The organism is Virgibacillus dokdonensis (assembly GCF_900166595.1).
Classification (GTDB): domain Bacteria; phylum Bacillota; class Bacilli; order Bacillales; family Amphibacillaceae; genus Virgibacillus; species Virgibacillus dokdonensis.
In genome coordinates this window covers 406,987-423,461 of record NZ_LT745763.1, presented here as the reverse complement: position 1 = coordinate 423,461, position 16,475 = coordinate 406,987, and the positions used below count along the sequence as shown (strand labels likewise).

At 36.8% G+C, this 16,475-nt stretch carries 16 protein-coding genes and 1 pseudogene; 5 read left to right on the top strand and 12 right to left on the bottom strand.

Annotation, left to right across the window (positions count from 1 at the left end):
- Positions 1-280 precede the first annotated feature (280 nt).
- The 4 genes from B2C77_RS03685 to B2C77_RS03670 all read right to left on the bottom strand — a co-directional run bounded on the left by B2C77_RS03685 (position 281) and on the right by B2C77_RS03670 (position 3,713).
- Positions 281-883, bottom strand: coding sequence for a PepSY domain-containing protein (locus tag B2C77_RS03685; RefSeq protein WP_077702468.1), 603 nt, complete (start codon positions 881-883; stop codon positions 281-283).
- 101 nt (positions 884-984) lie between these two features.
- Positions 985-2,337, bottom strand: a complete 1,353-nt coding sequence (locus tag B2C77_RS03680) for a sensor histidine kinase (protein WP_077702467.1) — start codon at positions 2,335-2,337, stop codon at positions 985-987.
- Positions 2,334-3,026, bottom strand: a complete 693-nt coding sequence (locus B2C77_RS03675; protein ID WP_077702466.1) for a response regulator transcription factor — start codon at positions 3,024-3,026, stop codon at positions 2,334-2,336. The genes B2C77_RS03680 and B2C77_RS03675 overlap by 4 nt, the downstream gene beginning before the upstream one ends.
- Positions 3,027-3,149: 123 nt before the next feature.
- A complete protein-coding gene (locus B2C77_RS03670) occupies positions 3,150-3,713 on the bottom strand; it encodes a GNAT family N-acetyltransferase (protein ID WP_077702465.1) in 564 nt (187 codons plus the stop codon).
- Positions 3,714-3,937: 224 nt separating this feature from the next.
- Between B2C77_RS03670 and B2C77_RS03665 the strand changes: the two genes are divergently transcribed.
- Positions 3,938-4,564: a VOC family protein gene (locus B2C77_RS03665; protein WP_077702464.1), complete on the top strand. Its 627-nt coding sequence runs from the start codon at positions 3,938-3,940 to the stop codon at positions 4,562-4,564.
- Positions 4,565-4,965: 401 nt separating this feature from the next.
- Here the strand turns inward: B2C77_RS03665 and B2C77_RS03660 are convergent, their stop codons facing one another.
- The 4 genes and pseudogenes from B2C77_RS03660 to B2C77_RS03650 all read right to left on the bottom strand — a co-directional run bounded on the left by B2C77_RS03660 (position 4,966) and on the right by B2C77_RS03650 (position 8,548).
- Entirely contained in the window at positions 4,966-5,286 is a 321-nt protein-coding gene (locus B2C77_RS03660; RefSeq protein ID WP_077702463.1) for a thioredoxin family protein, read from the bottom strand.
- A 68-nt stretch (positions 5,287-5,354) separates the two neighbouring features.
- Positions 5,355-6,167, bottom strand: a complete 813-nt coding sequence (locus tag B2C77_RS03655) for a DUF368 domain-containing protein (RefSeq protein ID WP_077702462.1) — start codon at positions 6,165-6,167, stop codon at positions 5,355-5,357.
- A 683-nt stretch (positions 6,168-6,850) separates the two neighbouring features.
- Positions 6,851-7,093 (bottom strand): annotated as a pseudogene (locus B2C77_RS21320) (transposase); the annotation flags it as partial.
- A 315-nt stretch (positions 7,094-7,408) separates the two neighbouring features.
- Complete coding sequence (locus B2C77_RS03650; protein ID WP_077702461.1) at positions 7,409-8,548, bottom strand: CapA family protein; 1,140 nt, start codon at positions 8,546-8,548, stop codon at positions 7,409-7,411.
- 213 nt (positions 8,549-8,761) lie between these two features.
- Here B2C77_RS03650 and B2C77_RS03645 point away from each other — a divergent pair, with 213 nt between their 5' ends.
- The 3 genes from B2C77_RS03645 to B2C77_RS03635 all read left to right on the top strand — a co-directional run bounded on the left by B2C77_RS03645 (position 8,762) and on the right by B2C77_RS03635 (position 10,913).
- Positions 8,762-8,920: a YfhE family protein gene (locus B2C77_RS03645; protein WP_077702460.1), complete on the top strand. Its 159-nt coding sequence runs from the start codon at positions 8,762-8,764 to the stop codon at positions 8,918-8,920.
- 120 nt (positions 8,921-9,040) lie between these two features.
- Positions 9,041-9,958, top strand: a complete 918-nt coding sequence (locus tag B2C77_RS03640) for an ABC transporter ATP-binding protein (RefSeq protein ID WP_077702459.1) — start codon at positions 9,041-9,043, stop codon at positions 9,956-9,958.
- 1 nt (position 9,959) lies between these two features.
- Positions 9,960-10,913 (top strand): ABC transporter permease, encoded by a 954-nt coding sequence (locus B2C77_RS03635; protein ID WP_331805576.1) that lies wholly within the window; start codon positions 9,960-9,962, stop codon positions 10,911-10,913.
- A 232-nt stretch (positions 10,914-11,145) separates the two neighbouring features.
- Here the strand turns inward: B2C77_RS03635 and B2C77_RS03625 are convergent, their stop codons facing one another.
- Together B2C77_RS03625 and B2C77_RS21315 are read right to left on the bottom strand one after the other, a co-directional pair.
- Positions 11,146-12,414: an IS1182 family transposase gene (locus B2C77_RS03625; RefSeq protein ID WP_254844028.1), complete on the bottom strand. Its 1,269-nt coding sequence runs from the start codon at positions 12,412-12,414 to the stop codon at positions 11,146-11,148.
- Positions 12,411-12,671 carry a hypothetical protein gene (locus B2C77_RS21315; RefSeq protein WP_141130675.1) on the bottom strand — a complete coding sequence of 87 codons (261 nt, stop codon included), beginning with the start codon at positions 12,669-12,671 and terminating at the stop codon, positions 12,411-12,413. The genes B2C77_RS03625 and B2C77_RS21315 overlap by 4 nt, the downstream gene beginning before the upstream one ends.
- A gap of 531 nt (positions 12,672-13,202) precedes the next feature.
- On the opposite strand from B2C77_RS21315, the gene B2C77_RS03620 reads away from it, so the two are divergent.
- Positions 13,203-13,382, top strand: coding sequence for a hypothetical protein (locus tag B2C77_RS03620; RefSeq protein WP_073007230.1), 180 nt, complete (start codon positions 13,203-13,205; stop codon positions 13,380-13,382).
- A 384-nt stretch (positions 13,383-13,766) separates the two neighbouring features.
- On the opposite strand, the gene B2C77_RS03615 is transcribed toward B2C77_RS03620, so the two are convergent.
- Both B2C77_RS03615 and typA read right to left on the bottom strand, forming a co-directional pair.
- Positions 13,767-14,039, bottom strand: a complete 273-nt coding sequence (locus tag B2C77_RS03615; protein ID WP_077702456.1) for a YkvA family protein — start codon at positions 14,037-14,039, stop codon at positions 13,767-13,769.
- 325 nt (positions 14,040-14,364) lie between these two features.
- Entirely contained in the window at positions 14,365-16,185 is a 1,821-nt protein-coding gene (typA, locus tag B2C77_RS03610; protein ID WP_077702455.1) for a translational GTPase TypA, read from the bottom strand.
- Positions 16,186-16,475 lie beyond the last annotated feature (290 nt).

Genomic DNA, 16,475 nt, shown 5'->3' with positions numbered 1-16,475 from the left:
CTTATACTATAAACCTTTATACTTTTATACTTTCCTATAGTGTAAACACAAAAAAATAGCCCCCTGTTCTCTCTAAGATGATGGTTACCACCACCATAAAAATGGGTAAGGGCTATTTTTCTTTTTAAAATTTGATAACCCCAATTCCTTGTCAAAAGAATAGGTATCTACCGACTATAGCTGGAACTGTGAACGATTTCTTTCATATATAATCTGTTAATACATTTTCACTTTGCGTTTTTTGAATACCTCGTTCACGCTAATGCCCTAACCATATAAGTTAATCTTCTCTTTCTATTTCTGTAAACAAGATTTCCCCTGTAAATGCATCAATCGTGATTTCTGCTTCATCTTCCCCATGAACAATTTTTACTTCATAGACAAAGCGTCCATCTTCTTCATCTAGTTCTATTTCATCAAACGTACCAGCAAATTCCTCTAAAGCTAATTCTTTCGCCTTTTCTTCACTTATGACAACATTTTGTCCAGCATTATTATCTTGCTTTTTGTCTGGTTCACTCCCCTGCTCACTATTTTCTGTTCCTTTTGTAACGTTATTTTCTTTTTGCTCAGAGGCATTGTGATCGGCTTTATTTTCAGCAGATACTTCGTTTAATTGGATAACTTCTCCAGTTTTTTCATGAATCTTTATTTCATACTGTTTTCCTTCATTCTCTATACTTGCAACATAGTAGTCGTTATTTTCTTCTTTTTGAATATCTCCTTCTATCGATCCAGGGTATTGGCTTGAAATAATTTTCTCTGCTTCCACCTTCGTAATAGCCGCTTTGGAAGCAGTACCTCCAAAATAAACAACAGTAAAACCAATGCCAACTACTGCTATTGCACTGGCTATAATAACCCACATCTTTTTTCTTTTCATAGCCACCCTCCTTCAGCCTTTTCTTTAGAATAATTCATTAAGCTGAGAAACTCCTGTTAGTAACATTAAAATTTGCTGAGATTGCATGTGGAGATTAAGTTTTAGACAATGGGAAAAGTGACAACAAACGTAGCACCTTCCCCAACCTTACTTTGCACCGTAATTTCGCCTTGATGCTCTTTTACAATGGCAGCAGCTATAGATAAACCAAGCCCCGTCCCGCCAGTATCTCTGCTTCTCGCTTTATCCACACGATAAAACCGATCAAAAATGCGTGCTTGTTCTGCCTCTGGAATACCTGAACCATAGTCACGAACTTTAATAAGCACCTGTTTATGTTCCAATTCTATACCTATCTCAACCTTATCTTCACTATATTTCAAAGCATTATCAATCAAGATATAAAATACTTGCTCCAATTGATCCCTGTTTCCTGTTAGCACAACTTCATCACTTACATCCTTCTTAAAGGTAATCTCCCTCGTATATGCTATTTGGAGAGTAGTTACTGTCTCTTCTAATAACGCAACTATATGCACTTGTTCCTTAGCTGCATGATGTTTGTTTTTTGCTAATGCTAGCATTTGTTCAACTAGCTTTCCCATTCGATCTGCTTCAGAATCGATTGCCTCCATCGATTCTTGAACGAGCTGTTGATTGTCCGTTCCCCTTCTTTTCACTAACTGTGCATAGCTTTTCACAATGGAAATAGGTGTTTTTAGTTCATGAGAAGCATCCGATACAAATGTCTCCTGTTTCTCAAAGTTATCTTTTAGATGGTCAATCATTGCATTAAATGTTTTTTCCATTTCATACAATTCATCTTTGGAGCGATTTTGAACATCAATCTTCTTCCAAGTAGCTTCTTGTATGTTCTCCCGCATCGTTTGAATTAAAGATTTAATCGGATTTAATAAAAATCGACTGAGTACATTCCCACCGATAATGATAGGCACTAACATGAAGACCGTAGCAATTAAAAGAACCGTAAATAACGTCCGCATCGTACTATTCAAATGCGTTAACTGCGTGGAAACCTGAAGTGTTACTACTTCCCCTGCGCGTTCCCCTGCTCCCCAAATAATTGGTTTGGAGATAACAGCAACATCAGGCTCACTCCCTTGCTTCACGATAGCCTGTGACTCATTGGAGCTAAAGTCAAGTGGAATATCATATTGTACTGATTGTTGAGCAGAAATAAATATGGTTCCATCTTGATCGACTACCCGAATCATTCCTTCAGCCGGTGCAAACGAGCGAAATAATTTGTTAGAAATAACATCTGGCTGTTCTTTCATGGCTATTACTAATTGCTCCGTCTGATCAGCTAAATTTTGTAAGTCACCATCTGCAGAAACTTTATAAAACAACATATAAATAGCAGTGTTTATAATCAGAGTAAGAATAAGCATAAAAATGCCTGTGAATAGTTGAATTTTTGTTTTTAATGTCATGTTTCCATATCCTTTATCGTATAGCCAACTCCGCGAACGGTTTGAATATAAGCTTGGTCAAAGCCTTTATCTATTTTTTGCCGTAAATAGCGAATATAAACATCGACGACATTGGTATCTCCATAGTAATCAAAGCCCCAAACTTGTTCGATCAGCTGCTCACGCGTTAGGACAATATTTTTATTCTTTAATAAGCAGACTAATAAATCAAACTCGCGTGGTGTTAATTCAATTTGGTTCTCTCCACGAGTGACTTCTCTGCTCTTTACATGTACAAGTAAATCTCCAACTCCAACCTGTTCATCCTCTGTTTGTTTTTTTATCGGATTCCGTAAATGTACACGAATTCTTGCTAATAGTTCTTCAATCTGAAAAGGTTTCGTAATATAGTCATTTGCCCCCAAATCTAGACCACTCACTTTATCATGTACTTGATCGCGAGCCGTTAACAAAAGGATTGGTGTTGTTTGGTCAAATTTTCTCACTCTACGCAATACTTCTAACCCACTCCATTCTGGAAGCATAATATCCAACAACACTAAATCCCACTTCTGCTGTTCCATCTTTGCTAACGCTTCTTTTCCATCAAATACCGCTTCTGTTTTGTAATTTTCATATTCTAATTCTAATTGCAGCACTCTACTTAATTTCTGTTCATCTTCTACAATTAATATACGTGGTTGTTCCATTTCTCCACCTGCTTTGTATGATTTCTATCTATATTTAAAAAGTGTACGCAATGCATCCCGCAGAATAATTTGAATGATTGATGTCTCTTTTAACATATCAAATCTTTACCAATCTGTCTGTTTCTATTCTAATTTAGCATACACACAAGTATTGCATAAGTTTATGCCGTCCACACTTCTTGCATTATGATAATGAATTCCTTCTAATGAGAAACCTAGCTTTTCAGGAATTGCCCGACTACGCTCGTTTTTTTCATCACAACGTATTTCCACTCGATTTGCACCTAATTCTTCAAAAGCAAAAGTCATTAAAGCTTTAACCGCCTCTGAAATAATCCCCTTCCCTTGATGTCTAGTGTCAACCCAATAACCAATTTCAAATTTAGGAATGCTCCAATCTATTCGATGTAACCCCGTACAACCTAAAAACACTTTCGTATGTTTATCGAAAATATGAAAACGTAAATCTTCTCGTTGTAAAAATTGAATTTGTGCTTCCCGTACATTTACCTCGGTTTCTTCTAATGTTTGCTCTTTTTGAGCAAAAGGAAGCCATTGCTTTAATTCTCGTCTACTATATTGAACGGCTTCATAAACAGCTTTTCCATCTCCTGGAAGAGGCAAACGAATAAGTAGTCTCTCTGTATGGATTTCATGCGGGAATTCTTTTAATACTGGGTTACTCATTTTCCATCTTCCTTCCAAAGTTCATTTTTTTCTATTATACTTAGTTGTAGCAGAATATTCAAAAGACTGTTTTCTTGGATAATATGGAAAATCGTACAAAGCATGAAGAAATGTTATGTAAAGATACGTGTGGGACTAAGAATCCTTAAAATTACGACGATTCTTCCTTTTGTGTAACTGAATCAGCTTTAAAAACTAATCAAGTTAAGAAAAGGGGTATCATTATGCTGGCATTAGATCATATCGTTATTGGTGCAAAGAATCCCAAGCAAGCAGCAAAGGATTTTTCTAGCAAATATCATGTAGAAATTGTTCCAGGAGGAGAGCATAAAAATTGGGGGACACATAATTACTTAGCTTATTTTGCCAATGATTGCTACATAGAATGGCTTGGCGTTTTTGATGAACAACGAGCAAAAAAAGCGAGTAATCCGTTAATCGTACAACTTGTCCAAGAGCTAGAACAAGATAAAGAAGGAGTGGTGCAAATCGCATTCAGAACGAATGACATGGAAGATTTCCATGCCTATTTCCAACAAGCATCTATTCCTGCAATTGGGCCTATACCAGGAAGGCGAGAGAAATCGGATGGCACACCCTTAACTTGGAAAATGTTATTTCCTCAAGCAGATGATCCAATGCCCTTTCTTATTGAATGGGAAAAAGGTTATGAGAAATCACATCCTACTTCTTTTATAAACGAACAAATTATTGAACAGGTAAACATAAATCTAATGAATAAGCTTCTTTCTACGTACTATAAACTTCCCGCCAAATCGAAGTTATTATTAGCCAATACAACATTATATATAGAAGAACCCCAAAGCACTTGGTCTTTTACGTTGCATTAACTCGTATTGCACGGCTTTAGAAGTTATCATTTGGGGAATTATCGGTTTCTATGAAAATGCTTTTCTACAACTACTTTCTCCTAATAAAGATCGTAGCTTTGAGCAATGCGATCCTTCACATAGAAAAAGAGGCTTATCGCCTGGAGCAATAGCCTCTTTTTTATTGTATGGGAAATTATAAAATCAAAATAGCCACGTCTGGCTACAGCGCCCAGAACTAGGACACTTCACCTCATGCCCTAAGCAAAGTTATCATTGGTTCGTGGCTAAGAGGAAGGTCCCTAAAAACGGGCTTGCTTCCCATCGTCGGCATACCCCTATTTTAGTGACATAATTTCTTTATCTTTCGTTAATGTATTCCATTCACTACGTTGCTGAACGGGTGCCCCACGCGTTTGGTATTAACCTAATTGTTGCTCAAGAAATTCTCTAACCGATTCCGGTGTTTTCGTATAGGCGCTATGCTGATGAGCCTTTTTCTCGCCATTTTGAAAAATAAGGATGCTTGGAATGCCCATCACATCGTATTTTTGAGCAATACCTTCCACTTCATCACTGTTTATCTCATACCATGTATATTGATTAAATTCGTCCATTATATCACCAATAAACATGTCCAATCGTTTACAGTCTGGACACCAATCGGCGTAAAATTTAATAATGATAGGCTTGTCACTTTTAATTGTGTCTTGAAAAGCTGCTTCCGTTGTTAAACGTTCCATTCTTTCATCCCCCTTCCGTAGCTAATGTTCATTGTAGCGTCTCTTCGGTTATTTGTCTTATAATCTGCTTACACATACTCGACTCTTCCTAATACATAAGCCGCAGTAAGACCTGCTGCAAAAGCACCGATGCTAAGCAAACCTAAATTTATTGAAGCAGGCCAACCTGGAAATACGACAAAAATGGAACCAATTACCATACCAATGATGATAGCATACGTAGCGATCGTATATCTTTTGAAAAAGTAATTGACCATTTTACTCATGAAGACGAGTCCAATTAAAACCCCTAAACCAGTAACAACCAACACGTCGAGTTTAAATTCCGTAATTGCATTTGTAATAGTTCGATAGACACCAAAAATTAATAATAAAAATGAGCCGCTAATTCCTGGTAAAATCATAGCACTGCTGGCAATAATTCCAGAAGCAAACAACAATAGATACGTTGAAGTAGTCAAGTTTGTAATAATCGTTTGCTCTCCTGTATTTAAGAACATCATAGACCCAACAAGAACCATTCCTATTAGCAATAACAAAATATGGTTTCCTTTAAATGTTTTTCTAGCATTTGCTTTATAAAACAAGTATGGCAATATACCAAGAATTAGCCCTAAAAAAAAGAACTGTGTCGGTCCGGCGTAATGTTTAAACAACCAATTAATCACATGGCTTAATGTTAATATTGCAATGGCAACACCCATTCCTAGTGGAACTAAAAATCCTAATTGTTGTTTCCAATTCTTACTTAAAAATCCATTAATCGCTGCAATGAGTCGATCATATATACCTAATAATACAGCCATGGTCCCCCCGCTTACCCCTGGGATAACATCACTGGCTCCCATTATCATACCTCGGTAAATATTCTTCCATTCCATACTGTTTAATCACCTTTCCATAGTTCATCAATTTTCCTACTAAACTTGCAAATGCAAGCAAGCAGTATATAAACCTTTTTATAATACAATCTATTTCAAATTTATCCCGTAAAAACCTATTCGTTTTGCTTTTTGCATATACTAGTTTATTTTTCAAGTTACTCGTTCATGCAAACACGGGTAAAATAATCATATCAAATATCGGTTGTATTTTATAGTTGAAGTTTGTAAAATATTCGTATAAGCTACTTTGTAAGGCACATTTGTAATAATTTATTTATTTTGAAGATGGAAGTGAGCAACATTATAAAATAAAGATCATTTTATTGAAGACTCTACTACAAATCAATATTTTATATAAAGTATTAGATGACGACAATGAAGTTTATAACTATCTTGAATCCACTTCCAGGGTTATTCTAGTTATTTTTATAGTTGCTTAAAAGCGAAAAAGGGGCTACTTTATAAAGTGGCCTCTTTTTCGCTTTCAAATAAACCTATTTAATGAATTTCCTTACCAGTTAATTCATTCTTAATAAATAGAAATAAGTAAAATACGATATACACTGCGAATAAAATAAATGATATGTTAATGAAGACTGACAATTCTTTATACCTGAACATAACAATTATTCCCATGGATAGTAGATCAAAAATAACATATCAGAATATTATGTTATTAAAAGATTGGCTTGATGATCGAAAATCATGTGGATATTTTTACCTTTTAAATAACCCATAAATTGGGATACACTTCATTTAGGTGGTATACTTACCAACATATGAATGTGATGAACAAGTATTTGCATCATGAGTAACTACACCTTTTCGTTCACATCTCGAATTATCTGCCCAAAAATCTTTTTTATACTTTCCATACAATTCCATGTTGTATGTGCTAAACTATTCCTGTCTTTATCGGACATACCCCCTTCTATGTTGTGATTTGGTGGTCGGGAAACTAAACTTATGAGCCGTTTTTATTTAACCGGGCTGAAAGATTTACGAAACCGTTAAGAAAACGTCTCCCACAATGTGAGAAACGTTGATATTTCTGTATATTTATGATTAATTGATTATCTTACTAATAAAAGATAAGTACTGGTAGTCAGGGTCAAACCGACACTCCCAAAAGAAACACTATTTCAAGCCGTGTCAAGTTACTCATTTACAATCAACCACTATCCAAGAAAAACCAAGGATATGTTTGCAAAAAACCCCCACCTCTTCCTTCAGCACGTTTACGGTTCAATAATCTCTAACTCTGGCAACCACTTCCGCATATGACCCGTTATCTCTTTATAATAGTTTTTCGCACCTTCTAATTCTTTATCTGTCACCTGTTTCATTGGTACCACTTGATAGTCCGCTTCATCCTTGTAACGAACAAAGGTCGGTAAAAATGCGGGTGTATGAAGCTCTATTTCTTCATTCTCACTTTTCGTTAAAGTAAACTTCAAAATTCCGCCAAATCGACGATACAGCTCGTCCTGTCCAGATAAAAAGTTACTTAATGAATACGCAACAAACGTTTTATTGCCGTTTTTTCCTTCAACCCATTCAACAGGCTGCAACACATGCGGGTGGTGACCAATGACTGCATGCACTCCTTGGTCAGCAGCAAATTGTGCTAGATCCTTTTGATTTTCATTTGGTAGCATTTGATATTCCGTTCCAAAGTGTAAATTTAGTATGACGGCATCAGCTTGTTGCTTCGCTTTTTCTATTTCCTTTGCCATCTGCTCTTTATTTATTACATTTACTAGATAGTCTTTCCCTTCAGGAACAGGAATTCCATTCGTTCCATACGTATAAGCAAGAAAAGCTACATCGATGCCTTCTGCAGTTTCGAGGATTCGCAGTTTAGATTGATCCTCTTCATTTTTATAAGCACCTGTATACATCAAATCAATTTTTTCCCAATGCTCGATAGCACGTTGAATAGCTTTTTCCCCTTTGTCAAGGGTATGGTTGTTCGCTAATGTTACAACATCAACGCCAGCATCTTTTAAAGCATCCCCTACCTCAAACGGGCTATTAAATGTTGGATAAGAAGATAAGCCAATCGCTTCTCCGCCAATCATCGTTTCTTGGTTTGCAATGGTTATCGTAGCATCCTCAAGGTACGGTTTTACTTCTTTTAGCATTGGTGTAAAATCATATCCTGTCTCCGTTTTTGCATCTTCATACACTTGACTATGAATTAGCATATCTCCAATTGCAGCAATAGAAATCTCTTGTTTCGGGGGGTGTTTTTTATCTACTTTTGCCGCCTTTTTTTCATGCCCTTTAGATTCACTAGCCGTAGTATCGTTACATCCTGCAAGTAAACTAAACGCAATTAGAAAAACAGCTATGAAAATAATGCCTTTTCGTTTCATTTTATATGCTCCTTTGCATGCTCTAGTTGTTTTATTTTTCTTCCATTTCATCATTTTTGTATGAGCACATTATCCTACCACATTATAACGCAAATTTCTTTTCTATGTTTGATTTTTTGTAATTAGGGAATGGTTAACATATGAGTAACAATAGCAAAACTAATTATTTTACTCAAATAAGCCATAAGAAATGTTTATAGAAAGGATTTTTACATGCGAAAAACGCAATATCAACCAACTAAAAATAAACAGCTAACAGATGCGCAAGAAGTTCACTACAGCAAAGACTTCAAACAAGCTGATATCGCTGGTGGGTATCGTCAGACGCGCGTAAAAGAAGCAAAGTACAATAATCCCGAACTAAAAGATTAAGCTTTTTATCACGTTCCCCAGTTTGTTCAAATAATATTTTGAACAAACTGGGGATTTTTTGAAACAAATTTGTCACTTCTATCGTACGTACTATTAACTAAATAAATTGGAGGTTACATAATGTCTTCAGCTGCAATGGAATTAGTCAATTTGAAAAAGACAATTGGCAAAAAAGAAATTATTAAAGGCTTATCCTTTTCCATTCCAAAGGGGGAAGTATTTGGCTTCATCGGACCAAATGGGGCTGGTAAAACGACCACAATCCGTATGATGGTTGGATTAATGAGTATTACAGAGGGCGACGTCCTGATCCAAGGAAACAGCATAAAATCCAATTTTAAAGATGCCGTACGAGAAGTCGGTGCCATCGTTGAAAATCCGGAAATGTACCCGTTTTTAACTGGTTGGCAAAACTTAAAACACTATGCTCGGATGATGCCAGGCGTAACAAAAGAACGGATACATGAAGTAGTCAAATTCATCGGTCTTGAAAAAGCAATTAATGAAAAGGTCGGTAGATATTCTTTAGGAATGCGCCAACGACTGGGAATAGCGCAAGCGCTTTTACATAATCCGTCCGTACTCATTTTGGATGAGCCAACAAACGGATTAGATCCAGCCGGCATCAGAGAAATACGAGATCATATACGTAAACTTGCCCAAGAAGAGAACGTGGCAATTATTATCTCTAGTCACTTGCTTTCTGAGATTGAACAAATGTGTGATCGTATCGGTGTCATTAAAAACGGAGAGATCATTAAAATTCAAAACGTCGGTGAGGAAACAGACAAAGAAGAAGTAATTCATCATATTGAAGTTACTCCAATGGATAAGGCAATGAAAACCTTAAATGAAGCTTTCCAGCTGGAATCCGTTGAACTTGATGGTAATTTATCTTTTCGCTGTAAAAAAGAGCAAGTTCCAGAAGTTGTTAAAAGATTAGTAGAAAATGATTGTGACATTTATCAAGTCAATGTTGCAAAAGGCACACTAGAAGATCAATTCTTTGAACTGATTGGAGAGAATACGATTGAGTAGAATGTTAAAACTAATTCAAAATGAACAAGGGAAAATTTTTATTCGTAAATCAACTTGGATCATGTATATTATTTTAGCCGTTCTTATATTGGGTTCAGCTCTATTAACCAATAGTTTAGATGGGCTAAAAAGCGAGTATGACGATGAAAATTGGCGTGAAGAGTTAAAACAAGAAAATGAACAATTACAAAAAGATATGGAAGAACTAGAAGGTATGGGAAGTGTGGAAGACTACAATAATTCCACCATTACCAAAAATAATTATTACTTGGAAAATGATATTCAACCAGCTCCATATACAGCTTGGACATTTGTTAATGAAAATATATCTTTGCTATCGATTGTTAGTTTATTAACGATTATCATTGCTGCTGGAATTGTTGCTAACGAATTTCGCTGGGGCACGATTAAATTATTATTAATTCGTCCCATCAGGAGAAGTGGCATCCTATTATCCAAATATATTACCGTCTTACTATTCGCCCTTTATACAGCACTATTCGCACTCGTACTCATGTGGATTTTTGGAGCAATCTTCTTTGGAATTGGCGACTGGAACCCTTCTATTGTGGTAGAAGGAGAAGATGGTTTTAAAACCGTATCGCTAGTAGCTAATATATTTACTAGCTTTGGTTTCAAACTTGTGAATCTGGTAATGATGGCTACGTTTGCGTTTATGATCTCTGCTGTTTTCCGTAATAGTTCATTGGCAATAGGTATTGCTATCTTCCTTATGATGGGGGCAAGCTCCATTGTTACTTTCTTCGCTGATAAAGAATGGGCGAAATATATTTTGTTCGCGCACACAGACTTAAGCCAATATATGGATGGAAACTTCCTCATGCTTGAAGATAATACGATGGGCTTTTCTATAGCCGTATTAGTCGTATACTATGCCATTTTCATGTTACTGTCATGGATTGTTTTTACAAAGCGCGACGTTGCTGGTCAATAACTCCTATTACACTGTATGTAGATGTTTGAATCAAGTGTATGGAGCTGTCGCAAAATGCATATTNCCATAATCTGATTGGAAGTATCGTAGTGTTCTTTACGTTGAAGCATTTCCTTTACTTGTTCATGATAACGTTGAAGGACCGTTTTTCTTTTCCCTTTTCCATAAACGAACGTGATGTTTTCTTCCGCTTTTACTTTCTCCAGGAAAACAAGCACTTTTTTCAAATCTTCTAAAAAATNAAAAGTTCGTTTCGTACATTACCTGTTCCTCGCGTACGAAATTTCTTCAAATGATAATCTTCCTTCAGTACGCCGAACGTTCCTTCCACTTGAATGGAACGATTCATACGGTACAGTGTGCCTGTTTCTGTTAGAATATTTTCTTGCGCTGTTTCCCGGTATGCCAGAAATTCCTTGGCTACATGCAGTTGGCGATTCCCTTTCGCTTTTGTACATTTTTCTTTGAGCGGACAACCTGTACAATCTTCACATTCGTAGACGGTTACCTGAGATTGATAGCCAGTCTGCGAGGTTCGCGTGTAGTTTCTAATGGCATGCAGCTGCTGGTTATTGGCACAGGTATAGGTATCTGTGCTTTTATCATAAGCCATGTTTTCTCGGTGTCTGATGTCCTTTTTGAAAGAAGCTTTTTTCTTGCGTTCATGATTTTGCGGCTTGATATAGGCTGTCTGTTTTTGCTTCTTTAAATACACGTAATTTTCTTCGCTTTCATATCCAGAATCTGCGACGATGTTGCGATAGGTAAAGGGAAGATGTTCCTTTACGTATTGAAGCATTGGAATCAATGTTGTTGTGTCGTTTCGATCGGAAAACGCATTGATCCCAACGATAAATTCCGCATCCACGGCAGCTTGGACATTATAAGCTGGTTTGAGTTGACCATTCCTCATAGGATCATCTTTCATTCGCATAAACGTGGCATTATGGTCTGTTTTAGAATAACTGTTTCGTTTCTCTCCCATAATCTGATTGGAAGTATCGTAGTGTTCTTTACGTTGAAGCATTTCCTTTACTTGTTCATGATAACGTTGAAGGACCGTTTTTCTTTTCCCCTTTCCATAAACGAACGTGATGTTTTCTTTCGCTTTTACTTTCTCCAGGAAAACAAGCACTTTTTTCAAATCTTCTAAAAAGGTCTCGTAAGGACTGGTGAAAATCTGACAGTATGTTGTATTGATCTGTTCCAGCAGGGCTTGCCATTTGGTATACATCTTGGCTTCATGTTTGGTGATTGCCTTTTTCCATACGAAAGAATACCGATTGGCATACGCTTCGATTTTGGTGCCATCGATATAGATGGTTTCACCGGTAATCGCTTCTTGTTGATAAAGCCACACGACTTGTTGAAAGAAGAGCTGTTCCATCACCGTATCGGTCAGATATTTTTGCTTGAAACGACTGATAGTAGAATGATCAGGAGCTGCATACCCTTGAAGAAGCCAACGGAAATTGATATCCCGACGACATGCTTTTTCTATCCCTCGGGAAGAGTAGATTTTTTGCGAGGCTGCGTAGTAATGACCTTAAATAGAATGACTGGATCGACTGCTGGTTTTCTCCCTTTGGAAGCGTATGCCTGTAGTAGTTCTCTATAATCCATCCTTTCACATAAGAGGCAGTGGAGCCGGACCGAATCATCCATAGGAATCATTTCTTCTACATCCATCGGTAAATATAATTGATAATTTGCTGCAGTTTGCGTATACTGGGTTTGTGTTATTTGTTTATTGGTCATAAATTAATAATACATGAGAACAGGCCCTTTGTGGTCTGTTTTTTTGTGTATACACAAAAAAGCTGTTACACAATCAATTACCTGATTGTGCAACAGCCTCATTTTTAGGAAATACTGCTTACTATCTCGGAGTTCCATAGTTAAAGCGTTCGTCTTACAGCACCTTATATCTTACTGGGATTTACGTCAATTTTGTTGACGATGACATGCCGTCGTTTTGCTTATACGATAAACCCTAAAAACGATATACTTCCTATAGTGCGAAATAAACGCATCCACTTCAAGTGGAACATTGACACGCTTCTGCATGATATTTTAGGTTCATTTTTCAATTTCACATGCTACAATGTACATATAAAGTGAATCTTCAATCAGGAATGATTTTCTTTCATCCCCACTGATTGTTTATAAATTTGGTTTAGCGTCAAATGGTTATGGAAAAGCTGCCATCTTACCTATTCCATGAAGATTAGAAATTTATACTTTTCCATAGGATAAGGTAGGTTGAAGTTTGTAATTGAGGTGTTGTTCGTGAAACGTTACTTAACAGTTTTTTTTGTTGGTTTAAGTGCAGTTATCTTAGTAGTTGGATTAAGAATAAATACCCAATGGAGTGGTGTTGTTTCCTGGGGGCTTACTTTTGTCTTCCTTATTTGTGCTGCTTATTTTACTAAATACATTCCTGACGATGATGAAGAAAGTAACGAATAAATTCTATCGCTTACTGACAAACCTTTTTAGATAAACGAAAAGCAGATATTTCTAACCAAGATGTCTGCTTCTTTTACAGGTTTATCGTTTAAGAAACCATTAAGTATGACCCTTCAAGTCACCGTCTAATATGAAAATAAGGCGGTTTTTATACAAAAGTATAAAGTCAGGTGCTTGTGGCTAACGAAATAACCGAAGACTTACGTCCGGCACCATCGCTTAGCAACTAGGTGACTTCACTTCATTGCTCTACGATAGGTCATCATCGGTTCATTACCTCCCATAATTCCTTCATCTCTACGTTGATTCGTTCCATTCGCTAAACTACTAAACGGATGCTCCGCGTCTCTCATCTAAAATAAGGGCTGTGACTGTTTTGCTACTTTAAAAAGAGTATTTTTCCTTCATTGCTGCTGGTGCCATTTTTACCATCCATTGCAATAAAAATATAGCAATGGACACATCATCAATAATCCCAAATGCTAGGATAAAATCAGGGATAATATCAAATGGAAAAATAAAATATCCTAAGATCAGCAATACAAAGAAAATTTTTTTAGTCAAACTTACCTCTTTCGACGCAAAAAAATCCTTAAAGAAAGGAATGGATCGGTGAAACGTAAACAAAAAACGAACGCGCTTCCATAATCTTTGCATGTTCTTAACTCCTCGTGTCCTATTTAGGCATTACAACTTCAGCTGATTAGTTGTTTTGTTTATGGAGAACAAAATAGGTAGCTGAAGTTACAAAAGAATAATGTAAGTTCGATAAAGATTTCTTTACTCATGATAACATACACTTTTTTTAACATACCACTTCTACATATGGCACATTTTACTCTTGGTTAAATGTTAAAGCTCCTGCGATCAGCTGCTTTACAGGGTTCTATAGTGTCAAAAAACACCGAAAAAGTCCTCTTTTTCGGTGTTTTAGAAGTATTACATGTATCTGTTCCAGAAAACGGTCGTTAAAACCATTTATTTATTTTCTTCTCGCTGCTTTTTCACGTTCATTTTTATTAAGAATCTTTTTCCGTAGTCGAATGGATTCAGGCGTTACTTCACAATACTCATCTTCATTTAAATATTGCAAGGCTTCTTCCAATGACATATTACGTGATTTACGAATCGTCGCAGTTTGATCTTTCGTCGCAGAACGGACATTGGTTAAATGCTTTTCTTTTGTGATATTTACAGTTAAATCATTGTCACGATTGTGTTCCCCTACAATCATACCTGCATATACTTCTGTTCCAGGTGTGACGAAAATAACACCCCGATCTTCTAACTGCATAATCCCATAAGTGGAGGCTTTTCCATTTTCTAAAGCAACAAGTACACCTTCTCTTCTTCCACCTACTTGCCCTTTAATAACAGGCTCATAACCTTCAAACGTATGGTTCAAAATACCATAACCACGTGTTTGTGACATAAACTCAGTCGCATAGCCCAACAGTCCACGAGAAGGCACTTTAAATTCCAAGCGTACTTGTCCATTTCCTTGGTTTGCCATATCGAGCATTTCGCCTTTTCTGGAACCGAGTGATTCCATAATTGGGCCTGTATATTCTTCAGGCACATCCACTTGTACACGTTCAACGGGTTCACATTGCACGCCATCCACTTCTTTAATAATTACTTTTGGTTTAGATAGCTGCAGTTCAAAACCTTCACGGCGCATATTCTCGATTAAAATAGACAAATGCAGTTCCCCACGTCCCGATACAGTCCATGCATCTGGTGTATCCGTTGGATCGACACGCAGACTTACATCCGTTTCTAATTGTTTTAACAAGCGTTCTTCAATTTTTCTTGCAGTAACGTATTTCCCTTCTTTGCCAGCAAATGGACTATTGTTTACAAGAAACGTCATTTGCAAGGTTGGTTCGTCAATGCGCAACCATGGCAAACTTTCTGGATGATCTTGCGGGCAAACCGTTTCTCCTACATTAATATCTTCTAGCCCAGCAACTGCTACAACGTCTCCGGATAAGGCTTCTTGAATTTCAATCCGTTTCAAGCCAATAAATCCAAACAGTTTGGTAATTCGAAACGATTTTTGCGTGCCATCTTTTTTCAGAATTACAACTTGTTGACCAACTTTTATCGTTCCTCGTACAACTCTACCAATTCCTATTCTACCTACATAGTCATTGTAATCAAGCAATGTAATTTGGAATTGTAATGGCTCATCACGATTATCAATTGGTGCAGGAATATGGTCGAGTATCGTTTCAAAAACCGGATCCATTGTTTCTTCCTGCTCATCAGCTTCATACCCTGAGGTACCATTTAACGCGGAAGCATAGACAACCGGGAACTCAAGCTGCTCATCATCTGCTCCTAATTCAATAAATAAATCTAATACTTCGTCTACTACTTCCGTTGGTCTCGCATTTGGACGGTCAATTTTATTTAACACAACCATCGGGGTCAACTTCTGTTCCAGTGCTTTCTTTAGTACAAAGCGTGTTTGTGGCATCGTACCTTCATAAGCATCAACCACTAATGCTACCCCGTCCACCATTTTCATGATCCGTTCCACTTCACCACCAAAATCAGCGTGACCTGGCGTGTCTAAAATATTAATTGCCGTATCTTTATATTTAATGGCTGTATTTTTAGCCAGTATCGTTATTCCTCGTTCTCGTTCAATGTCTCCAGAATCCATCGCTCGTTCATCCACATGCTCATTCTCACGGAAAGTACCAGAATACTTTAATAACTGGTCTACTAACGTTGTTTTACCATGATCCACATGAGCTATGATCGCTATGTTACGAATATCTTCTCTTAATTGCATACGTACGCTCCTCTATTTTGTAGGAATATTTAATGCTTTTGTCATAGTGTAACACTCAAAAAGTAAGAAAAGAAGAATATGAGGATTCATATTGTATTAGAAAAGCTTGGCTATCGCCAAGTCTTTCTAGCGATAAACGCCATCGTTTTGCTTATACTAGAAAGCCGAACATGTTTTGTTTATGCTTTAAGCGGCAATAAGAACAACTTGCATTTGTAATATTTTCCCGAAACTTTTTGAGCTTTCACTTACCATATGACGGCGCCTTTCTTCATGCATATATATTCTTG